Annotated in this window: 16 protein-coding genes; 7 read left to right on the top strand and 9 right to left on the bottom strand. The window is 67.6% G+C overall.

Going from position 1 to position 18,037, the window contains the following annotated elements; genetic code table 11:
* The 4 genes from JOF45_RS03215 to JOF45_RS03200 form a co-directional block, all read right to left on the bottom strand.
* Nucleotides 1-1,671 (bottom strand): SLC13 family permease, encoded by a 1,671-nt coding sequence (locus JOF45_RS03215; RefSeq protein ID WP_210051269.1) that lies wholly within the window; start codon nucleotides 1,669-1,671, stop codon nucleotides 1-3.
* 79 nt (nucleotides 1,672-1,750) lie between these two features.
* Nucleotides 1,751-2,971: an MFS transporter gene (locus JOF45_RS03210; protein ID WP_210047889.1), complete on the bottom strand. Its 1,221-nt coding sequence runs from the start codon at nucleotides 2,969-2,971 to the stop codon at nucleotides 1,751-1,753.
* Nucleotides 2,972-2,976: 5 nt separating this feature from the next.
* The gene (locus tag JOF45_RS03205) at nucleotides 2,977-4,104 is read right to left on the bottom strand and encodes a 4-hydroxy-3-methylbut-2-enyl diphosphate reductase (protein WP_378578765.1); all 1,128 of its coding nucleotides are present in this window, start codon (nucleotides 4,102-4,104) and stop codon (nucleotides 2,977-2,979) included.
* Between the two features lie 9 nt (nucleotides 4,105-4,113).
* Complete coding sequence (locus JOF45_RS03200; protein ID WP_210047887.1) at nucleotides 4,114-5,052, bottom strand: hypothetical protein; 939 nt, start codon at nucleotides 5,050-5,052, stop codon at nucleotides 4,114-4,116.
* A 27-nt stretch (nucleotides 5,053-5,079) separates the two neighbouring features.
* On the opposite strand from JOF45_RS03200, the gene xseA reads away from it, so the two are divergent.
* Nucleotides 5,080-6,321: an exodeoxyribonuclease VII large subunit gene (gene xseA, locus JOF45_RS03195; protein WP_210047885.1), complete on the top strand. Its 1,242-nt coding sequence runs from the start codon at nucleotides 5,080-5,082 to the stop codon at nucleotides 6,319-6,321.
* Complete coding sequence (locus JOF45_RS03190; RefSeq protein WP_210047883.1) at nucleotides 6,318-6,587, top strand: exodeoxyribonuclease VII small subunit; 270 nt, start codon at nucleotides 6,318-6,320, stop codon at nucleotides 6,585-6,587. The genes xseA and JOF45_RS03190 overlap by 4 nt, the downstream gene beginning before the upstream one ends.
* Nucleotides 6,588-6,679: 92 nt before the next feature.
* On the opposite strand, the gene JOF45_RS03185 is transcribed toward JOF45_RS03190, so the two are convergent.
* A complete protein-coding gene (locus JOF45_RS03185) occupies nucleotides 6,680-7,930 on the bottom strand; it encodes a pyridoxal phosphate-dependent aminotransferase (RefSeq protein WP_210047881.1) in 1,251 nt (416 codons plus the stop codon).
* A gap of 198 nt (nucleotides 7,931-8,128) precedes the next feature.
* On the opposite strand from JOF45_RS03185, the gene JOF45_RS03180 reads away from it, so the two are divergent.
* Entirely contained in the window at nucleotides 8,129-8,437 is a 309-nt protein-coding gene (locus tag JOF45_RS03180) for an SRPBCC domain-containing protein (RefSeq protein ID WP_210047880.1), read from the top strand.
* Here the strand turns inward: JOF45_RS03180 and JOF45_RS03175 are convergent.
* On the bottom strand, nucleotides 8,424-9,662 hold the full coding sequence (locus tag JOF45_RS03175; RefSeq protein ID WP_210047879.1) for a pyridoxal phosphate-dependent aminotransferase: 1,239 nt from the start codon (nucleotides 9,660-9,662) through the stop codon (nucleotides 8,424-8,426). The genes JOF45_RS03180 and JOF45_RS03175 overlap by 14 nt on opposite strands.
* Before the next feature lie 86 nt (nucleotides 9,663-9,748).
* The gene (locus JOF45_RS03170) at nucleotides 9,749-10,744 is read right to left on the bottom strand and encodes a glycine betaine ABC transporter substrate-binding protein (RefSeq protein ID WP_210047878.1); all 996 of its coding nucleotides are present in this window, start codon (nucleotides 10,742-10,744) and stop codon (nucleotides 9,749-9,751) included.
* 58 nt (nucleotides 10,745-10,802) lie between these two features.
* Between JOF45_RS03170 and JOF45_RS03165 the strand changes: the two genes are divergently transcribed.
* Both JOF45_RS03165 and JOF45_RS03160 read left to right on the top strand, forming a co-directional pair.
* A complete protein-coding gene (locus JOF45_RS03165; protein ID WP_210047877.1) occupies nucleotides 10,803-12,530 on the top strand; it encodes a tetratricopeptide repeat protein in 1,728 nt (575 codons plus the stop codon).
* An 11-nt stretch (nucleotides 12,531-12,541) separates the two neighbouring features.
* Nucleotides 12,542-13,261 carry a response regulator transcription factor gene (locus JOF45_RS03160; protein ID WP_210047876.1) on the top strand — a complete coding sequence of 240 codons (720 nt, stop codon included), beginning with the start codon at nucleotides 12,542-12,544 and terminating at the stop codon, nucleotides 13,259-13,261.
* Here the strand turns inward: JOF45_RS03160 and JOF45_RS03155 are convergent.
* A complete protein-coding gene (locus JOF45_RS03155) occupies nucleotides 13,200-14,525 on the bottom strand; it encodes a protein kinase family protein (RefSeq protein WP_210047875.1) in 1,326 nt (441 codons plus the stop codon). The genes JOF45_RS03160 and JOF45_RS03155 overlap by 62 nt on opposite strands.
* A 24-nt stretch (nucleotides 14,526-14,549) precedes the next feature.
* The gene (locus JOF45_RS03150) at nucleotides 14,550-15,278 is read right to left on the bottom strand and encodes a hypothetical protein (protein ID WP_210047874.1); all 729 of its coding nucleotides are present in this window, start codon (nucleotides 15,276-15,278) and stop codon (nucleotides 14,550-14,552) included.
* 361 nt (nucleotides 15,279-15,639) lie between these two features.
* Between JOF45_RS03150 and JOF45_RS03145 the strand changes: the two genes are divergently transcribed.
* On the top strand, nucleotides 15,640-17,082 hold the full coding sequence (locus JOF45_RS03145) for an NAD(P)H-quinone dehydrogenase (RefSeq protein ID WP_210051265.1): 1,443 nt from the start codon (nucleotides 15,640-15,642) through the stop codon (nucleotides 17,080-17,082).
* A 9-nt stretch (nucleotides 17,083-17,091) separates the two neighbouring features.
* The gene (locus tag JOF45_RS03140; RefSeq protein ID WP_245324112.1) at nucleotides 17,092-18,027 is read left to right on the top strand and encodes a purine-nucleoside phosphorylase; all 936 of its coding nucleotides are present in this window, start codon (nucleotides 17,092-17,094) and stop codon (nucleotides 18,025-18,027) included.
* The last annotated feature ends 10 nt before the right edge of the window (nucleotides 18,028-18,037 follow it).

Here is an 18,037-nt window from a genome sequence, read left to right as displayed (position 1 = left end):
TCATGTCGTCAGTCCGAAGACCCAGACCAGCACCGTCATGCTGACCAGCGTGATGGTCACCAGGGAGAGGATGTTCAGCCAGAAACCGCCCCGGACCATCTGACCGATGGTGACGTAGCCGGACCCGTACGCGATGGCATTGGGCGGTGTGGCCACCGGAAGCATGAAGGCACAGGTGGCGGCAAGAGCCACCGGAGCCGCCAACACCAGGGGGTCCACGCCGGTTCCCATCGCCACGCCGGAGGCCACGGGCAGGAAGGTGGCCGCCGTCGCCGTGTTCGAGGTCATCTCGGTCAGGAACAGGACGCCGCCGGCGGCGATGAGCACCAGGACCCACGCCGGGATGCCGGCCAGTCCCTCCATCTGTGTGCCCAGCCAGTCGGAGAGCCCCGAAGCACCGAACTGACCGGAGAGCGCCAGGCCGCCTCCGAAGAGCAGCAGCACGCCCCAGGGCAGCTTGGCCGCATACTCCCAGTCCAGCAGCCGCACACCGGGCTTGGCCCCACCGGGCAGCAGGAACAGCAGCAGGCCCACCACCATGGCGATGCCGGCATCGGAGATGAACGGGTCGTCCATACCCATCAGGTAGGTCGAGATCAGCGGAATGGTCACCCACGAGACCGCCGCCAGCACAAAGATGATCAGCACGCGGATCTCGCCGGCACTCATCGGACCGAGCTTCTGCAGCTCCGCACGCATCAGGTCCGAACCGCCGGGGATCTCATCGATCTCGGGACGGAAGAGCACACGGGTCAGCAGCAGCCAGACAGCCACCAGCAGGACCACCGCGATCGGGACCCCCACCAACATCCAGTGGCCGAAGCCGATGGTCATATCGTGGTTCTCGCTCATATGTCCGGCCAGCAGAGCGTTGGGCGGAGTGCCGATGATCGTGGAGACCGACCCCACTGAGGCCGCATAGGCGATGCCGAGCATGAGCGCCGTGCCGAAGTTGGACCGGATGGCTTCCTTCTTCTCCTCCGCGTCCGCCTGATCATCGCCGGACTCGCCCACCGAGCCGGGCTCCTCGCCCCGGCGGATCCTCTGGACCAGCATCAGCACCGAGATGCCGATCGGCAGCATCATGACCGCTGTGGCAGTGTTCGAGACCCACATAGACAGGAAGCCGGTGGCGATCATGAACCCGGCGATCAGGTTCACCGGTTTGGAGCCCATCACCGAGAGCGTCAGCAGAGCGATGCGGCGGTGCAGATTCCACCGCTGCATCGCCAGGGCCAGCATGAACCCACCCATGAACAGGAAGATGATGTTGTTGCCGTAGCTGGCCCCGACGTCGTCGAAGCTCACCCCGCCGGCGGCCTCGTCCCCGCTGCCGAAGTCGCCCGCAGGGACCAGCACCGGGAAGATGACCAGCGGGATCAGGGCCGTGGCCGGGATCGGGATCGCCTCGGTCATCCACCAGACCGCCATCAGCACCGCGGTGGCTGCGGTCAGCCGCGGCCAGACCTCCATATCCGCAGGCATCACGAAGTAGATCAGCAGGGCGGCGAGCACACCGCCGGAGAGCCCGATCAGCCGGCGCAGGAGCGCAGTCCGCTCAGGCGCTTCCGCGCGGGCACCGGCGGAGAGGTCCTGGGACTCTGCGGCGGACTGCTCCTGGGGGTCATATTTCTTCAGGTGGTCACCGGTCACCCGGGAACGTGGAGGCATCATCGCGGCCACTCCTGTCAGGTCGGGGTCATGCACGTCACGGTGACATGCGTCTCATGACGGGGCTCACAGAACATTATCAGTTGCGCGGCAGGACGACGGCCACCAGCACAGTCGCCACGGCCGCCAGCCCCAGCACCATGCCGACAGTCCCGGGCCAACCCGCCAGATGGAGGAAGATCCCGCCGATGAAGCCCAGCACTGAGGAGCCGGCGTAGTAGCCCAGGTTGTACAGCGACGCCGACTGGGCCCGACCTGCCACTGCTGAGGCGCCCGCCCAGCCGGAGGCCACGGCGTGGGAGGCGAAGAAGCCGCCGGTGAGCACCACCATGCCCACGATGATCATCCAGATGCTGCTGATCAGAGTCAGTCCGACGCCGGCCATCATGATGACGTTGCCCCAGATCAGCACCTGCTTGCGGGAGTATCGCGAGGCCAGCTTCCCCGCCCGCGGCGAGGAGAAGGTCCCGGCCAGATAGGCCAGGAAGATGAAGGAGCTCAGCCAGAGCGGCATCCCGAACTCCGGGCCGGTGAGTTGGAAGCCGAGGTAGTTGTACATGGCCACGAAGCCGCCCATGGTCAGGAACCCCTGCAGGTAGATCACCCACAGTGCGCTGGAGCGCAGGTTCCCGGTCAGAGCACGCACCGCCTCCCCCATGCGGGTCCGCCGCGGCGTGAAGTTCTGCGCAGCCGGGGCCAGCTTCAGGAAGATCACCACACAGATCACCGCCAGAGCGGTGACGGTGAGCATTCCCAGCTTCCACCCGATCTGCTCGCCCACAGGCGCAGCGATGATGCGACCAGAGAGTCCGCCCAGCGTGGTCCCGGAGACATAGGTGCCGGCAGCCACCGCGGCGGCTCGGCTGCTGACCTCTTCGTTCAGATAGGCCACAGCCAGAGCCGGGACCCCACCGAGCATGAACCCTTCGACCAGCCGCATGACCAGCGCCAGCGGGAAGCCCCAGTCCTCGGCGACCATCGGGGTCACCGCAGAGAGAACCGCGAAGAGACAGGCCAGACCGATGGCCCAGCCCATGGCGGGTTTTCGGCCCACCGCGTCGCCGATATACGACCAAGGGATCACGCCCAACGCCAGCCCGAGCGTGGCCGCTGAGACCATGAGCGCGGCCCGATCGGCACTCACACCCTGGTCTGTGGCGATCAGCGGCAGCAGGCCCTGCGGCGAATAGAGCTGGGCGAAGGTCGCCACCCCGATGAAGAACAGCGAGACCAGCAGTCGACGGTAGGCCGGTGAACCTGGCTCATGGCCGAGAGCCCGGCTGCTGGTCTCCTCGCTCACGCCCCCTACTCCGTGTTGCAGGCGCTGCGGCGGCGACCGCCGCGGCCGACGTCGTCGGCTCCTGCGTCCTTGAGGGCCTTGCGGACCTCCTTGGGCAGGGAGAAGACGATGTCCTCCTCGGCGGTGACGACCTCCTCGACGTCGCCGTAGCCGTACTCCTCCAGCAGGCGCAGCACCTCCTGGACCAGCACCTCCGGAACGGAGGCACCCGAGGTCACGCCGACGGTCTGGGCGTCTTCGAACCACGCCTCGTCCACCTGGTTGGCGTAGTCCACCCGCTCAGCCCGCTTGGCGCCGTACTCCTCGGCGACCTCCTTCAGCCGAACCGAGTTCGAGGAGTTCGCTGAGCCGACCACGATCACCAGGTCGACCTGCGGGGCGACCTTCTTGATCGCAGCCTGTCGGTTGGAGGTGGCGTAGCAGATGTCATCGCTGGGCGGATCCTGCAGATTGGGGAACCGCTCACGCAGCTTGGCCACCGTCTCCATGGCCTCGTCCACCGAGAGCGTGGTCTGGCTCAGCCAGATCAGCCGGTCCGGGTCCGGGACCTCGATCTGGTCCACCTCCCACGGCCCGTTGACGATGGTGGTCGACTCCGGAGCGTGGCCGAAGGTGCCTTCGACCTCCTCATGGCCGTCATGACCGATGAGCAGGATGTGGTACTCGTCTTTGGTGGTGAAGCGCACGGCCTCACGGTGGACCTTGGTCACCAGCGGACAGGTGGCGTCGATGGTCTCCAGGTTCCGCTCGGCCGCGGACTGCTTGACCGCCGGGGAGACGCCGTGCGCTGAGAAGACCAGAAGCTCACCCTCGGGAACCTCCTCGGCCTCTTCGACGAAGATGACGCCCTTCTCCGTCAACGTGTCCACCACGTGACGGTTGTGCACGATCTCCTTGCGCACATAGACCGGAGCGCCGTGAGTCTCCAGAGCCTTCTCCACGGCGATCACGGCACGGTCGACGCCGGCGCAGTAGCCGCGCGGAGCGGCGAGCAGGACCTTTCGGGGCCCCTCGAACGTCGAGGCGGCCGCCACCTCCTCCGGGCTGCGACGCCGGCGCGGAACCATCGGTGTGGGGACCGAGATGTGCTGGCGCGAGGCGTGAGAACGGTCAGGCGCTGCGGTGGTGGTCATAGCTCAAGTCTACCGGCGCTGTACAGGCCGGGCCACCAGCGCACCCAGCACCCCCAGCACCACGACGCCGGCCGCACCGGCCACGAAGAACCACCAGCTAGGCTGCGCCCAGTCGGTGAACTGGGCCTGGACGAAGTCCAGGATCGCGACGTTCTCCTGAGGCAGCTCATCGGGCATGTCGAAGTCCGGGGAGGCCACGTTCAGCGCAACCCAGAGCCCACCCAGGGCGGCGGTGATCCCGCCCAGGGCCAGCGCAGCTCCACGTCCGCGGCCCCGCCCGAGCGCCAGTCCCAGCACCGCCAGCACACCCGCGGCGACGCCGATCCACAGCCAATGCTGGGAGACCATCGCCACTGTGGCCCAGGTGTAGGGGTCGACGTCGTCGTCTGTGGCGGCCGCGGCGATGTCGACCTCCAGCTCCGGAGTGGGGATGTCGAAGCTGTCGGCGTCGACCAGGGGAATTCGGTCCACGATGGAGCTGATGGCGGCACCGGCCAACGGCTGCAGCTCCACGTGGACGTCCAGCTCTGAGGCACTGCCGCTGCTGCCCTGTTCGAAGAGCCGCTCCAGCCGATCGACATAGCCTTCACGGGTGGTCTGCAGCGTCTCGTCCCAGGCCTCGTGCATCCGCTGATCGTCGAGCAGGTCCTGCACCGCGCCGCTGATGAAGCCCTCGACTCCCCCACCGATGAAGCTGCGGGCCTGCTCCGGCAGCTGATCCGAGAGCTCGGAGACCATGATCTGTGTCACGGCCTCCCCGAACTCCTCGTCCTGGGGCAGATCCCCGGCGATCTCCTGCAGCGGCTCCTCGTCGCGGAGCAGCTGGTCGATCTGATGCGCCCCCAATGCTCCGATCGACAGAGCACCGCTGAGGATCAGGCACAGGACGGCGAGAGCATTGCGCATCGGGGCGAGACCTCCAGAGTTGTCCACAGGGCGCAGATCCATGTCACTGACCTGCAATAGGCTGTCACCATGGCAACCCTACCCGGCTCCAGCCACGAGACCTCGGCGGAATCCCCATGGCCCCTGTCTCACTTCTCCGGCAAGCTCAAAGCCCATATCGACCGGGTGGCCCCCACCTGGGTGGAGGGCCAGCTGGTGGAGTTCACCCTGCGCAACGGCAACGCCTGGATGACCCTGCGGGACCTCGAACAGGAGGTCTCCTTCTCCTGCGTGGCATGGCGGCATGTGGCCTCCGGCCTCGACGGCGTGGTCCAGCCCGGCTCCCGCGTGGTGGCCCAGGTCAAACCGAACCTCTATGAGAAGACCGGACGGCTCTCCCTGGTCACCCACCAGATGCGTCCGGTGGGCCTGGGCGATCTGCTCGCCCGGGTGGAACAGCTCAAGCGCGAACTGACCGCCGAAGGGCTCTTCGAACCCTCGCGCAAGCAGCCGCTGCCGCTGCTGCCGACGCGCATCGGGCTGATCACCGGCCGGGATTCGGACGCGAAGAAGGACGTGCTGCGCAACGTCCACGCTCGGTGGGCCGCCGCAGAGTTCGAGATCCGCGAGGTGGCCGTCCAGGGCACTGCCGCCCCCACCGCAGTGGCGGAGGCCCTGGCCGAGCTGGACGCGATGCCCGCAGTGGACGTGATCGTGATCGCCCGCGGCGGCGGCGCGCTCGAAGAGGTGGTGCTTCCCTTCTCCGATGAGCGGCTGATCCGCGCGGTCTCATCCGCCCGGACCCCGGTGGTCTCGGCCATCGGGCACGAGGCGGACCGCCCGCTGCTCGACGAGGTGGCCGATGTGCGGGCCTCCACGCCGACCGGCTCAGCCAAGCTGCTCGTCCCGGAGGAGCTCCAGGAGCGCGAGAACATCACAGCGGCACGCTCACGGATGTCCCAAGGTGTTCAGCGGCTCATCGCCCGGGAGACCGAATGGCTGGAAGCGGTGCGCTCCCGTCCGGTGCTGGCCCGCCCAGAGGATATGATCTCAGCCCGCCGCGAAGATCTGGTGAGCCTCCGGCGTCGAGCCCTGGTCTCCATGGAGGCCGCAGTAGCCCGCGCCCAGGACTGGGTGACCCACACCCGGGCCAGGGTCACAGGGCTGTCCCCGCAGTCCACACTGGACCGCGGCTATGCCGTGGTCCAGTCCCAGCAGCAGATCATCCGCGACGCCGCCGAGCTGACACCGGGCACAGAGGTCCGGGTCATGGTGGCCGCAGGAGAATTCACCGCAGATGTGACCGACGTGACGTCAGGAGAGACACGATGAGTGAGAACACCCCCGAGACCGCGGAGACGTCCTTCGCCGCTGCACGGCTCGACGACGTCGAGCAGCTCTCCTACGAGCAGGCTCGCGAGGAGCTGATCGCCGTGGTGACCAAGCTGGAGACCGGAGGGGCGCCGCTGGAGGAGTCACTGGCTCTCTGGCAGCGCGGCGAGGCGCTTGCCGACCGCTGCGAGCGCTGGCTCGACGGCGCCACCACCCGGCTCGAAGAGGTCAGGAAATCCTTGGAGGGCCCGTCCGAGGAAGATTGACCCGGCGGAAGTGACGAGCCCGGGTCAGTCCGGCGGGTCGCCTCCGACCTGCGGCCAGCCAGCGTCCGGGTGCGGTCAGCGTCCGGGTGCGGTCAGCGCGTGGCGGCGGCGTCGCGGTAGTCGCTGAGGAACTCGGCGATGCCGGCGATGGCGCTCTCCAGCTCTTCCACATTGGGCAGGGTCACCAGCCGGAAGTGGTTGGAGTCGATCCAGTTGAAGGCCCGCCCGTGGGAGACCAGGATCTTCTGCTGACGCAGCAGCTCGATCACGAAGGCCTCATCGTCCTCGATGGGATAGATCTCCGGATCCAGCCGTGGGAAGAGATACAGGGCCCCGTCGGCCTGATGGACGTCCACGCCCTCGATCTCGGAGAGCAAACGGTGAGCGAGGGTGCGCTGCTCGTAGAGCCTCCCACCGGGAGCGATGAGGTCCTCGATGGACTGGTGTCCGCCCAGGGCCGCCTGGATCGCGTACTGGGAGGGGACGTTGGCACACATGCGCATATTCATCAGCAGGGTCAGGCCCTCCAGATAGTTCTGTGCGCGGTGGGTGGCCCCGGAGAGATAGATCCAGCCGGAGCGGAAGCCGGCCACGCGCCAGGTCTTGGAGAGCCCGGAGAAGGTGATGGTGAAGACGTCGTTGCCGGTCTCGCGCACCACGGTGCAGGCGTTGACCATCTCCGCGTCGTCGAAGGTGATGTTCTCGTAGATCTCATCCGAGAGCAGCATCAGGTTGTGCCGGCGGCAGATGTCCACCATGGCCTCGAGGATCTCCCGGGGGTACACGGCGCCTGTGGGGTTGTTCGGATTGATCAGCACCAGCGCCTTGGTCCGGTCGGTGACCTTGGACTCCACCTCTTCGGGATCCGGCCACCAGGAGTTCGACTCATCGCAGATGTAGTGGACGGCCTTGCCGCCGGAGAGAGCGGTGGCACCGGTCCACAGCGGGTAGTCCGGCGAGGGGATGAGCACCTCGTCGCCGGAGGCCAACATGGCTTGAAGCACCATGGAGATCAGCTCGGAGACCCCGTTGCCGAGGTAGACGTCATCCGGGTCCGCCTCGGTCATGCCGCGGGACTGGTAGTACTGGGCGATGGCGATGCGTGCCGAATAGATCCCCCGGGAATCCGAGTAGCCCTGAGCCTGCGCCAGATTGTTGATCATCGTGGCCCGGATCGAGTCCGGAGCCTCGAAGCCGAAGGGAGCAGGGTTGCCGATGTTCAGCCGCGTGATCCTGTTGCCCTCGCGCTCCAGCCGCGCCGCCTCCTGGGCGATCGGGCCACGGACGTCGTATCGGACGTGCTGGAGCTTGGGCGACTGGGTGAACTCCTCGAATTCCTGCATCCCCTCATCTTAGGCTCAGCGGAGCTTGCACTGTGGGACATGCGACACAGGTCCGACACAGGTCGCGGCACCGTCCGCCTCAGACCCCCTCGTCGCCCGACAGCGGCCGGACGAGAGACCTGTCGAGTTCTCCGCGACGCCCCCTATGGTTGAGCAGCCGCCCCGGCCTTCGCCCAGCACGTCAAGGACTGAACAACGATGACTTCTGCAGCAGAATTCACCATCACCCGCATTCTCAACGCGCCGCGGAGCCTGGTGTGGCGCGCCTGGATCGAGGAGGAGGAGCTCGCCCACTGGCTGCACCCCTTCGGCGTGAGCACCGACTCCATCTCCTTCGACGTCCAGGTGGGAGGCCGCCTGGCCTACACGATGACCGACGAGCAGACCGAACTCGTCCTGCACCTGCGTGGGATAGCCGGCGAGCCCGGCGACGGCTTCGTCTATGACGGCTGGGACGAAGCACTGACGAACTTCACCCGCCATGTGGAAGGCCTCAGCCGCGGATGAGGGCGTCCCGGTAGCCGGTCAGGAAGTCGGCGATGCCGGCGATGGCCTCCTCCAGCTCTTCGACCGCGGGCAGCGCGACCAGGCGGAAGTGCTGGTCGTCCACCCAGTTGAAGGCGCGCCCGTGGGAGACCAGGATCTTCTGCTGACGCAGCAGCTCGATCACGAAGGCCTCATCGTTCTCGATGGGATAGATCTCCGGATCCAGCCGCGGGAAGAGATACATCGCCCCGTCCATCTGCTCCACCTGAACACCCTCGATGTCGGAGAGCAGCTTATAGGCCACATTGCGTTGCTCGTAGAGCCGCCCGCCCGGATGGATGAACTCGTCGATGGACTGATAGCCGCCCAGGGCCGTCTGGATGGCGTGCTGGGCGGGCACGTTGGGGCACATGCGCAGGTTCGACATCAGGCTCAGGCCCTCGAGGTAGTTCTTGGCCCGATATTTCGGCCCTGAGATGTACATCCACCCGGAGCGGAAGCCGGCCACGCGCCAGGTCTTGGAGAGCCCGGAGAAGGTGATGGTGAAGACATCGTCGGAGAGCGTGCAGGCGTTGATCATCTCCGCGCCGTCGTAGGTGATCTTCTCGTAGATCTCATCAGCCAACAGCATGATGTCGTGGCGCCGAGCGACGTCGACCATCGCCTCGAGGATCTCTCGGGGGTAGACCGCGCCGGTGGGGTTATTCGGATTGATCAGCACCAGCGCCTTGGTCCGCGCCGTGATCTTTGACTCGATCTCCTCCGGATCCGGCCACCAATGGTTGGACTCATCGCAGATGTAGTGGACCGGAGTGCCCTGGCACAGTGCCGTGATGCCGGTCCACAGCGGGTAGTCAGGGGCCGGGATCAGGATCTCGTCGCCGGGGTTGATCAGCGCCTGCAGCGTCATCGTGATCAGCTCGGAGACGCCGTTGCCGAGGATGACATCCTCGACGTCGGCATCCTTCATGCCCTTGGTCTGGTAATACTGCGCCACCGCAGTCCGGGCGGAATAGATGCCCTTGGAATCGGAGTAGCCCTGGGCGGTGGGCAGATTCTTGATCATGTCGACCAGGATGGAATCCGGCGCCTCGAAGCCGAAGGGCGCCATATTGCCGATGTTCAGCTTGGTGATGCGATGGCCCGCCTGCTCGAGGCGTGCCGCCTCCACTGCGATGGGGCCCCGGACGTCGTAGCGGACGTTGCGGAGCTTCTGCGCCTGCGTGAACTCCTCGAATTCCTCCATAGAGAGATTCTGCCCCAATTGTCAACAATCTGAAAAGAGGACAGCAGGAGAATTCCCCTCCTGAACAGCGCAGGTTCAGCGCGTGCTCATCCCCAGTCTTCGGGCTCGGCGATGTAGTCGTTGTCCACCAGCCAGTATTCGGCGGCCTCTTCCGGCTCCAGACCGTCCTCACCGTCGATGAGCTGACGCAGTGTGGCCAGCGCGTCGTCGTCGAGCGCTCCGGAGATCTCCTCGACGACGTCGGGCACCTCCTCGACGATCTCGGAGTCCACCACAGTCAGGAACTGCTCCTCCGGGAAGGCCCGCTCTGAGTCCTCCAGAGCGATCAGGGCATTCTGGCTGATCTGCGGGTGCGAGGTGGTCAGCACAGCCGCTTCGATCTCAGCGCTGATCAGGCTCTGGATCAGTTCGGACTCAGGGCCCTCCACGATCTGCTCCGGCTCACATCCGTAGAGCTCCTCCAGCAGCGGCCCCGGATTCTGCAGACCCTGACGCACCCCCACTTCGAACTCGTCGCAGGCCTGAGCGAAGGATGGATCCTCCGGACTGTCCGCGCCGGAGGAGATCTCATGCTGCTCAGCAGTGATCGAAGTGATCACCATCGAGTTGTCCAGCACCCCGGCCGCAGGCTCCAGCATCTCCGCGCCGGTCAGACCCGAGGAGATCAGCTCGGTCAGGTCCTCCGCCGAGGCGGCCGGCGCCACAGCCTCCTCCGCCTGGGAGGTGAGCTCCTCGTAGCCGGTCGGATCCAGCGACTCAGCCAGGGACATCGTCCGGGACAGCAGGATCTGCGTCCCCTCGTCCTCCTCGCGCTCCCCCAGGTCCTCCACGAGGTCCGCAGGGCCCTCCTCGCGGCTCTCCACCAGCGTCGGAGTGTCCCGGGAGTTCAGGGCCAACGAATAGACGTAGGCCACCGTGCGGTCCAACGGGTGGTCTCCGACCACCATGGTCCACGCCCGCTCCGCGGCGTCGCCGGTGGGCTCCTGCGCCGGGGGCGGACCTGAGCATCCGGTCACAGTCAGGGCCGCGACACCGAAGGTCACTGTGAGGCGCTGGGCGGCCGCTCCGGCGGAAGAAATCATGACGACAAGTCTAGATGCTCAGACGGAGGCACCTCCCAAACGCGCTACCCTTGGAAAGATGACCGGTGAGCTCATGGAACGTCTGCGCTGCGTCCTCCACCAGCCCTCAGACGGCGAACCCACCGCCGAGACTGCCCGCGGGTGGGTGGACCTCGCCTATGAGGCCGCCTACGGGGAACGCTATACCGCTGCTCTGGAGGCGGCGTCGCGCGGCTTGGAGGCGCCCGGGGCCCAGGACCCGGAGAACCGGCTGATGCTGCTGCGCGTCCTCTCCGGGGTCAACGAGATGCGCGGATCCTCGGACCTCGCCGCCCCCTATCTGGCCCGACGCGTCAGCCTGCTGCGTGAGCTGGGACGCAGCCACCAGGCCGATGTGGAGGAGCAGCTGGGCGGCATACTGCTGCGCGAACCCGACCGCGTCGAGGGCGAGATCCTGCGACGGGTGGCCGATGACCTGCGCACAGACGCACCCGGCTCCCTGATCCTGGCCGATGTCCTCTCCTCCCTGGCCGTCCGCGTCCTGCACGACGAAGGCCCTCAGGCCTGTCTTCCTCTGGTGCGCGAGGCCTGCGAGGTCCTCAGCGCCCAGGACAAGCCCCAGGCGCTGGCCGGCTCCCGCATGTTCCTGGCCCACGCCCTGCTGCTCTCCGGAGAGGTCGAGGAGGCCCTGAGCGTGGCCGAACAGGTCATGACCGCTCCCACCAACCGAGCAGTCCGCGGCGCCATGGCGATGCTGCGCGCCACGGTCAATCACCATCAGGAGCGCCACGAGGAGGCCATGGAGGACGCGATGATCTCCGTGGAGCTCTATGCCGCCTGCGGCGTGCGCAAAGGTGCTGCCTCCGCCGCCGCTCTGCTGGCCGGCATGACCGCTGTCCTGGAAGACGGCGAGATCTCCGTGCTCGCTTGGAAGGTCGCCGTGCAGCAGGCCGAGCTGGGCGAGTTCGACGAGTCACGCATGCTCAGCCTGGCGTTGGGCCAACAGCTCCTCGAGCTGCAGCGCCATGAGGAGGCCGAGAAGGTCCTTGACGGCCTCTCTGTCCGACTGGCCGGAACCGACGAGGACCTCTCCACCCGCGGCCGGGCGCTGATGGGGCTGGGTCATGCCGTCACCCAGCAGCGCCGTCCCGTGGAGGCCATGGCCCACTGGGAGGAGGCCGCCGAACTGTTCGTCTCCTCCGATGAGCTGGAGGAGGCGGTGCGGGCCCATCTGGCGGCCGGCGCGCTGGCGGCCTCCCTGGAGCGCACCGACGCCGCCCGCACCCATTATCAGCAGGGGCTGCGACTGGCCGAGCAGTCCGACGATCAGGACCCCTTGGTGCTGATGCAGGCGCTGCACTCGCTGGGGCACCTGCTCACCCGCACCGAAGATGCCGCGGGCCTGCCCCACCTGGAGAAGGCGCTGCGCATCGCCGAGGAGCACGGGACTCCGTGGCAGATCGCCGATGTCACCGACACCCTGGCCCGTGGCCACCTGGCCCTCGGCCAGGGCACCGAGGCGGTCTCCGCGGCGCTGCGCGCCGCGGACCTCTTCACCGAGGCGGAAGACGACCCGGCCGCCGGAGAGGCCGAGGTCTTCGCCGCCAAGGTCCTGCTGGAGATGGACCGACCCGAAGAGGCCGAGGCGATCTTCCGCATGGCCACCGACCGCCGGGAATCCGACGCCGAGCTCTCCGCCGAGACCCTCGAAGGTCGGATCGACGCCCTGATGCAGCTGGGCCGCACGGACGAGGCCGCAGAGCTGCGCCGCGAACTGACCCGGCTGAAGCGCCGCATCAGGCCGTGAGGACAACACCGATGAGTCGGATTCTGATCGTCGAGGATGAGACGCGCATCGCCTCCTTCATCGCCAAAGGCCTCAGAGCCGCAGGCTTCGAGTCCGAACAGGCCGGCAGCGGCACCCAAGCGATCGTCCAGCTGGCCAACGGCTCCTTCGACCTGGTCATCCTCGACCTGGGACTGCCCCAGATGGACGGCTTCGACGTGCTGGAGAAGATCCGCTCCGGCGGTGACGAGATCCCGGTGATCATCCTGACCGCCCGCACCTCTGTGGAGGACACGGTCCACGGGCTTTCCTCCGGCGCCCAGGACTATATGTCCAAACCCTTCCGCGTCGAAGAGCTCATCGCCCGGGTGAAACTGCGGCTGAAGAGCTCGGACGACGCCGCCGGGGCGGCATCCATCGCCGGTGCCGAACGGGAGCCGTCGGAGCGTCTGGAGCATCTGGGCGTCGTTCTGGAGGTGCCCACGCGTCAGGCCTCAGTCGAGGGAGAGCCGGTGGAGCTCTCTGCCCGTGAGTTCGCCCTGGCCGAGGTGCTGCTGACCCATCCTCGACAGGTCCTCTCCCGGGATCAGCTGCTGGCGATGGTCTGGGACAGCGCTGCCGAGACCAGCTCCAACCTCGTCGACGTCTATATCCGCTACCTGCGCAACAAGCTGGGCAGCCAGCGGATCGTCACAGTGCGTGGGGCTGGATATCGCTTGGCCACCGGGGAAGAGCTGGCGCGGGAGCAGTGAGCCCCAGCAGAGCCTCGGCGCAGGTGAGCCGGTGCTCGGCCTGGATCTCCCATCCGCTGCGGCGGGAGTCTCTCGCCCCGGCCACCAGAGAGAGGCTCACTGCGGCGGCTCGCAGCTGCAGCGCCGCCGGGTCCACTGTCTGAGCGAACACGCGGGCGAAGCGGTCGAAGGCCGCCGGAGCATGCACGTAGCGGGAGTCCACGGCCGGCAGAACGGCCAGGTGCCCCAGGAAGCAGGCCAGGTCATCCACGCGGTGACCGGGGCCCAGTGAGTCCACATCCAGCAGGCATGAGATCGCCGAGCCGTTCATCAGCAGGTTGGCCTCGTAGAAGTCACCGTGGGTGGGCACCGCCGGGCCGCGGTCGGTCTGCGGCAGGCCGTTGAGGATGGTCGCCTCCACGGCACGGATCCGATCGGTGCAGTGCGGCAGGGCAGACGCCGCCGCCGACGCGTAGGCCGGCAGCCGGTCCGTCCAGGCGTCCCGGGCCGGCAGGGTCATGACTTCAGCGGGCATCTGGTCCAGCAGGCCGATGAACTGCTCCGGGGCCAGGTGAACGGCCCCGTCGGCCAGGAAATGCTCGGCCAGTGACACACCGGGTCCTTCGGCCAGAGCCACCACGTCGGAGACCGGCTCACGCGTCGGCTGCGGGGCAGGGATCCCAGCGTCCAGCAGCATCCGGTGCCGTGCGTCCAGATCGGCGGCGCGGCCGGAGCGCAGCACTTTGAGGAACAGGCGGCTGCCGTCGTCGAAATCCGCGGCGATCACGGCCCGACGCAGCGGCCGATAGCTGATGGTCTCCAAGGCGACCAGAGTCCTGCCGAACCCCCAATGCTCAGTGACCGAGGCCGGGTCGGTGGCCAGGCGCAGACCGGGCAGCGCCGGGTCCAGCGGATGCTGCCAGACCGCCAGCGGTCCGTAGGGGCTGTGCGAGAAGACCACGCCCTGGGCATCCTGGGGAACCGGCTCAGTGGTCATCCCCACGTAGAGCTCATCCACATGGTCCGAGGTCTGGGTGTACACCCCGGCGGACCAGGTGCTGGGCATCACCGGACGGGCGGTGGCCACCCGGTAGATCCCGGTGACACCGGCGCCGGGGCGGTGCTGGACCGATTCCAGCTGGATCGACGTCGCATAGACCCCGGAATGCTGAATGGCCACGGCGATCGGTGAATGGGCGTCATAGGACTCCAGGAAGGCAAGCTGCTGCGCCTCCAGCTGGGAGGTGTTCTGCGACGGTGCAGCCCGAGGGGTCTGAAGTCCCATGTCCGGTGGTCTCTCCTGCGGCGATCAGGCGCGTCGGCGCTTGAGCACTTCGTCCAGGTCCATCGACCGGCTCTTCTCGGTCTTCTGCTTCTGGCCGGTCTTCTGCGGCGGGGCGGCCTGCGCACTGGGGCTGAGCCTGACCTCGGTGCTCGGGCGCTTGGCCTCCTCCTGGACCAGCGGCTGCGGCAGCGGCCGCTGGGCCTTCTCCGCCTCCAGATACTTAGGCTTGGGCACCTCACGGGGCTCCCAGGCGCCCTGAGGCTGAACAGCCGCGGCCTGCGCCGCCGCACCCTGAGCCGCTGCCCGACGGGCCTGCTCCACGGCAGCGGCATGCTCATCGGCAGTCTGTCCGAAGGTGCGCTCCACCTCCACCGGCAGACCATCCTCGTCCACCTGCTGCAGGGAGTTCGGTCCGCCGACACCACGGACATCTGAGCTGAGCGCATCGTAGGGGGCACCCACTGGGGCCGGACGCAGGGCCGGGTCCTCGGCGTCGGGATACATCGCCTCCCGCATCACGGATTCGATCCGCCGACGGCGCTGCCGTCTGCGGCGCACCACGGCCATCGAGCGCAGCGTCACCACAGAGAGCACAAAGACTCCCAGAGCCGTGAGCGGCGTGGCGGCCAGCACCGATCCCGCGGCGGCCAGGACTCCGGTCACCACGGCGGTGAGCAGTGCGACCACCCCCACCAGCGCCACCAGGGTGCGCCCCCAGCGGATGGTGAACGTGCTGTCAGTCGTGACGGTCATATTCGCCCTTCGTTCCCGTCTCTCGAGCACCTGTCGGCGCAGACGCTGCACACCCCGGCGTGCAGCCCGCGCCCGACGGGCCGAGAGACCTCGTCTCTTCTGCGGCGCCGGCTGGCGGGCCGACACCCTCTGGGCTCGTACGACCAGTGCGGCCAGGAAGAGCCCGGCGACCAGAACCAGGAGCACCGAAGAGTGGATGGGCAGACTGGGGATCGCGTTGATGATCGCCGCTTCGGTGCGATCAAGGCCCAGCGTCACCGCGATTCCACCTGCCCTTCTTCAGCGCCCCCGCGCTCATTCCGACGGGGGCTTCACTGATCATCAGAGATTCACTCTAGCGGATACGATGGCAGATGTGACTATGGACAAACTTCGCAAGCGCTTCGCTCCTGACCGCATCGCGATCCTCGGAGGCGGGCCCGGCGGCTATGAGGCCGCCATGGTTGCGGCCGACGCCGGTGCCCACGTCACCATCGTCGAGGACAAGGGACTCGGCGGGTCGGCGGTGCTGACCGACGTCGTCCCCTCCAAGACGCTGATCGCCACAGCTGACGCGATGCGGCGTGTCAACGCCTCCACCGCGTTCGGTGTGCGCTTCGGCGAGAGCCATGAGAACGACTACTACGAGACGGAGGCCTGGGCCGACTTCTCCAAGGTCAACGAACGTCTGCTGAAGCTGGCCCACGACCAGTCCTCCGACATCCACACCACTCTGGAGGCCGCCGGAGTCACCGTGGTCAAGGGCAAGGGACGCCTGGTGCCCCCGCACAGCATCGAGGTCACCGACCCTGCGGGGGAGACCGAACTCATCGAGGCCGACGCCGTCATCGTCGCCACCGGCGCCCATCCCCGCGAGCTGCCCACTGCGGTTCCCGACGGCGAGCGCATCCTCAACTGGACCCAGGCCTACAACCTCACCGAAGTTCCTGAGCACATGATCGTGGTGGGCTCCGGGGTCACCGGCGCCGAGTTCGCCTCGGCCTACCGCCGCCTCGGAGCCGACGTCACCCTGGTCTCCTCCCGTGAGCAGGTGCTCCCGGGTGAGGACGCCGACGCCGCCCGCGTGCTGGAGAACTCCTTCGCCCGCGTCGGCGTCAAGGTCGCCTCGAAGTCCCGCGCCGAATCGGTGGAGCGCACCGAACAGGGCGTGCGGGTCACCCTCACAGGCGGCCGAGTCCTGGAGGGGTCCCACTGCCTGATGGCTGTGGGCGGGATCCCCAACACCGAGGGCATCGGCCTGGAGGAATGCGGTGTGGAGGTCGCCGACTCCGGCCACATCCGGGTGGACACCGTCTCGCGCACCACGGCCAACAACATCTACGCGGCCGGCGACTGCACCGGCATGATGCCGCTGGCCTCTGTGGCGGCGATGCAGGGACGCATCGCCGTGGCCCACATGCAGGGCGAGGGTGTGAAGCCGCTGAAGCTGCACCAGGTAGCCTCCAACGTCTTCACCTCCCCGGAGATCGCCACGGTGGGCGTCACCCAGGAGCAGGTGGACTCCGGGAAGTACCAGGCCGATGTGGTCAAGCTGGACCTGGCCACCAACCCGCGGGCCAAGATGACGAACATCCGCGAAGGCTTCGTGAAGATCTTCTCCCGCAAGGGATCCGGCACTGTGATCGGCGCCGTGGTGGTGGCTCCGCGGGCCTCTGAGCTGATCTTCCCGCTGGCCCTGGCGGTGACGCAGAAGATGCACGTCGACGATGTAGCCTCGACCTTCACCGTCTACCCGTCGCTGACCGGTTCCCTCTCCGAGGCCGCCCGCCGCCTGCACCTGCACGTGGCAGAACCCGGCGAGTAGATTGAGAGCATGAGCCCGATGGAGCCGAAGCAGGATCCCAGCACTATGGAGTACACCCGCAGCCGAGCAGAGCAGGTCGCTGGGGAGCTCTCCCAGCATGTCGTGCCTGATCCGGGACTGACCCCCACCAACGACCCCACTGCCCCGGCCAACGCTCTGGCCGAGGAGGCCGCTGGGGTGATCCTGCAGCGCGCCGGGATCGAGCGCTTCGACCTGGCCTGCACCCTGGGCTCAGGCTGGGGCGAGGCCGCCGACCAGCTGGGTGAGACGGTGGCCGTCGTCGACGCCGAGGAGGTGCCCGGATTCCACGTCTCCGGCGTGGCCGGGCATTCGGGCCGCCTCACGGCCATCCGCACCGCCTCAGGCCACCACATCCTGGTGGTCGGAGCGCGCACCCACCACTACGAAGGCCGCGGTGTCGACGCCGTCGCCCACGGTGTGCGGACCGCGGCTGCGGCCGGCGCGGAGATCATGGTGCTGACCAACGGCTGCGGCGGGCTGAACCCGGACTGGGCCCCGGGCAGCCCCGTGCTGATCAGTGACCATCTGAACCTGACCGGAACCTCCTCGCTGCGCGGCGCGCACTTCGTGGACATGACGGATCTGTACTCCCCGCGCATCCGCGAGATCGCCCGGGGCATCGACCCCAGCCTGCCCGAGGGCGTCTACGCCCAGCTGCCCGGGCCGCACTACGAGACCCCCGCGGAGATCCGCTGGCTGCGCACCATCGGTGCGGACCTGGTGGGCATGTCCACCGCCCTGGAGGCCATCGCCGCCCGGGCCGCCGGCATGGAGGTCTTCGGCATCTCGCTGGTGACCAATGCCGCGGCGGGCACCACCGGCGAGGCGCTGAGCCACCAAGAGGTCATCGATGCCGGCCGCGAGGCCGCCCCGCGCATCTCAGCCCTGCTGACCCAGATCATCACCGAAACCCTGACTGCCTGAGCCTTCGAGG

Source organism: Nesterenkonia lacusekhoensis (genome assembly GCF_017876395.1).
Lineage (GTDB): Bacteria > Actinomycetota > Actinomycetes > Actinomycetales > Micrococcaceae > Nesterenkonia > Nesterenkonia lacusekhoensis.
This window is presented reverse-complemented; position numbering and strand designations above follow the sequence as displayed.

Excerpts from the sequence above, each read along its gene's own strand:
- JOF45_RS03215 (WP_210051269.1), bottom strand. The coding sequence starts at position 1,671 with ATGCCTCCACGTTCCCGGGTGACCGGTGACCACCTGAAGAAATATGAC.
- JOF45_RS03205 (WP_378578765.1), bottom strand. The coding sequence starts at position 4,104 with ATGACCACCACCGCAGCGCCTGACCGTTCTCACGCCTCGCGCCAGCAC.
- JOF45_RS03200 (WP_210047887.1), bottom strand. The coding sequence starts at position 5,052 with ATGGATCTGCGCCCTGTGGACAACTCTGGAGGTCTCGCCCCGATGCGC.
- xseA (WP_210047885.1), top strand. The coding sequence starts at position 5,080 with ATGGCAACCCTACCCGGCTCCAGCCACGAGACCTCGGCGGAATCCCCA.
- JOF45_RS03190 (WP_210047883.1), top strand. The coding sequence starts at position 6,318 with ATGAGTGAGAACACCCCCGAGACCGCGGAGACGTCCTTCGCCGCTGCA.
- JOF45_RS03185 (WP_210047881.1), bottom strand. The coding sequence starts at position 7,930 with ATGCAGGAATTCGAGGAGTTCACCCAGTCGCCCAAGCTCCAGCACGTC.
- JOF45_RS03180 (WP_210047880.1), top strand. The coding sequence starts at position 8,129 with ATGACTTCTGCAGCAGAATTCACCATCACCCGCATTCTCAACGCGCCG.
- JOF45_RS03175 (WP_210047879.1), bottom strand. The coding sequence starts at position 9,662 with ATGGAGGAATTCGAGGAGTTCACGCAGGCGCAGAAGCTCCGCAACGTC.
- JOF45_RS03170 (WP_210047878.1), bottom strand. The coding sequence starts at position 10,744 with ATGATTTCTTCCGCCGGAGCGGCCGCCCAGCGCCTCACAGTGACCTTC.
- JOF45_RS03165 (WP_210047877.1), top strand. The coding sequence starts at position 10,803 with ATGACCGGTGAGCTCATGGAACGTCTGCGCTGCGTCCTCCACCAGCCC.
- JOF45_RS03160 (WP_210047876.1), top strand. The coding sequence starts at position 12,542 with ATGAGTCGGATTCTGATCGTCGAGGATGAGACGCGCATCGCCTCCTTC.
- JOF45_RS03155 (WP_210047875.1), bottom strand. The coding sequence starts at position 14,525 with ATGGGACTTCAGACCCCTCGGGCTGCACCGTCGCAGAACACCTCCCAG.
- JOF45_RS03150 (WP_210047874.1), bottom strand. The coding sequence starts at position 15,278 with ATGACCGTCACGACTGACAGCACGTTCACCATCCGCTGGGGGCGCACC.
- JOF45_RS03145 (WP_210051265.1), top strand. The coding sequence starts at position 15,640 with ATGGACAAACTTCGCAAGCGCTTCGCTCCTGACCGCATCGCGATCCTC.
- JOF45_RS03140 (WP_245324112.1), top strand. The coding sequence starts at position 17,092 with ATGAGCCCGATGGAGCCGAAGCAGGATCCCAGCACTATGGAGTACACC.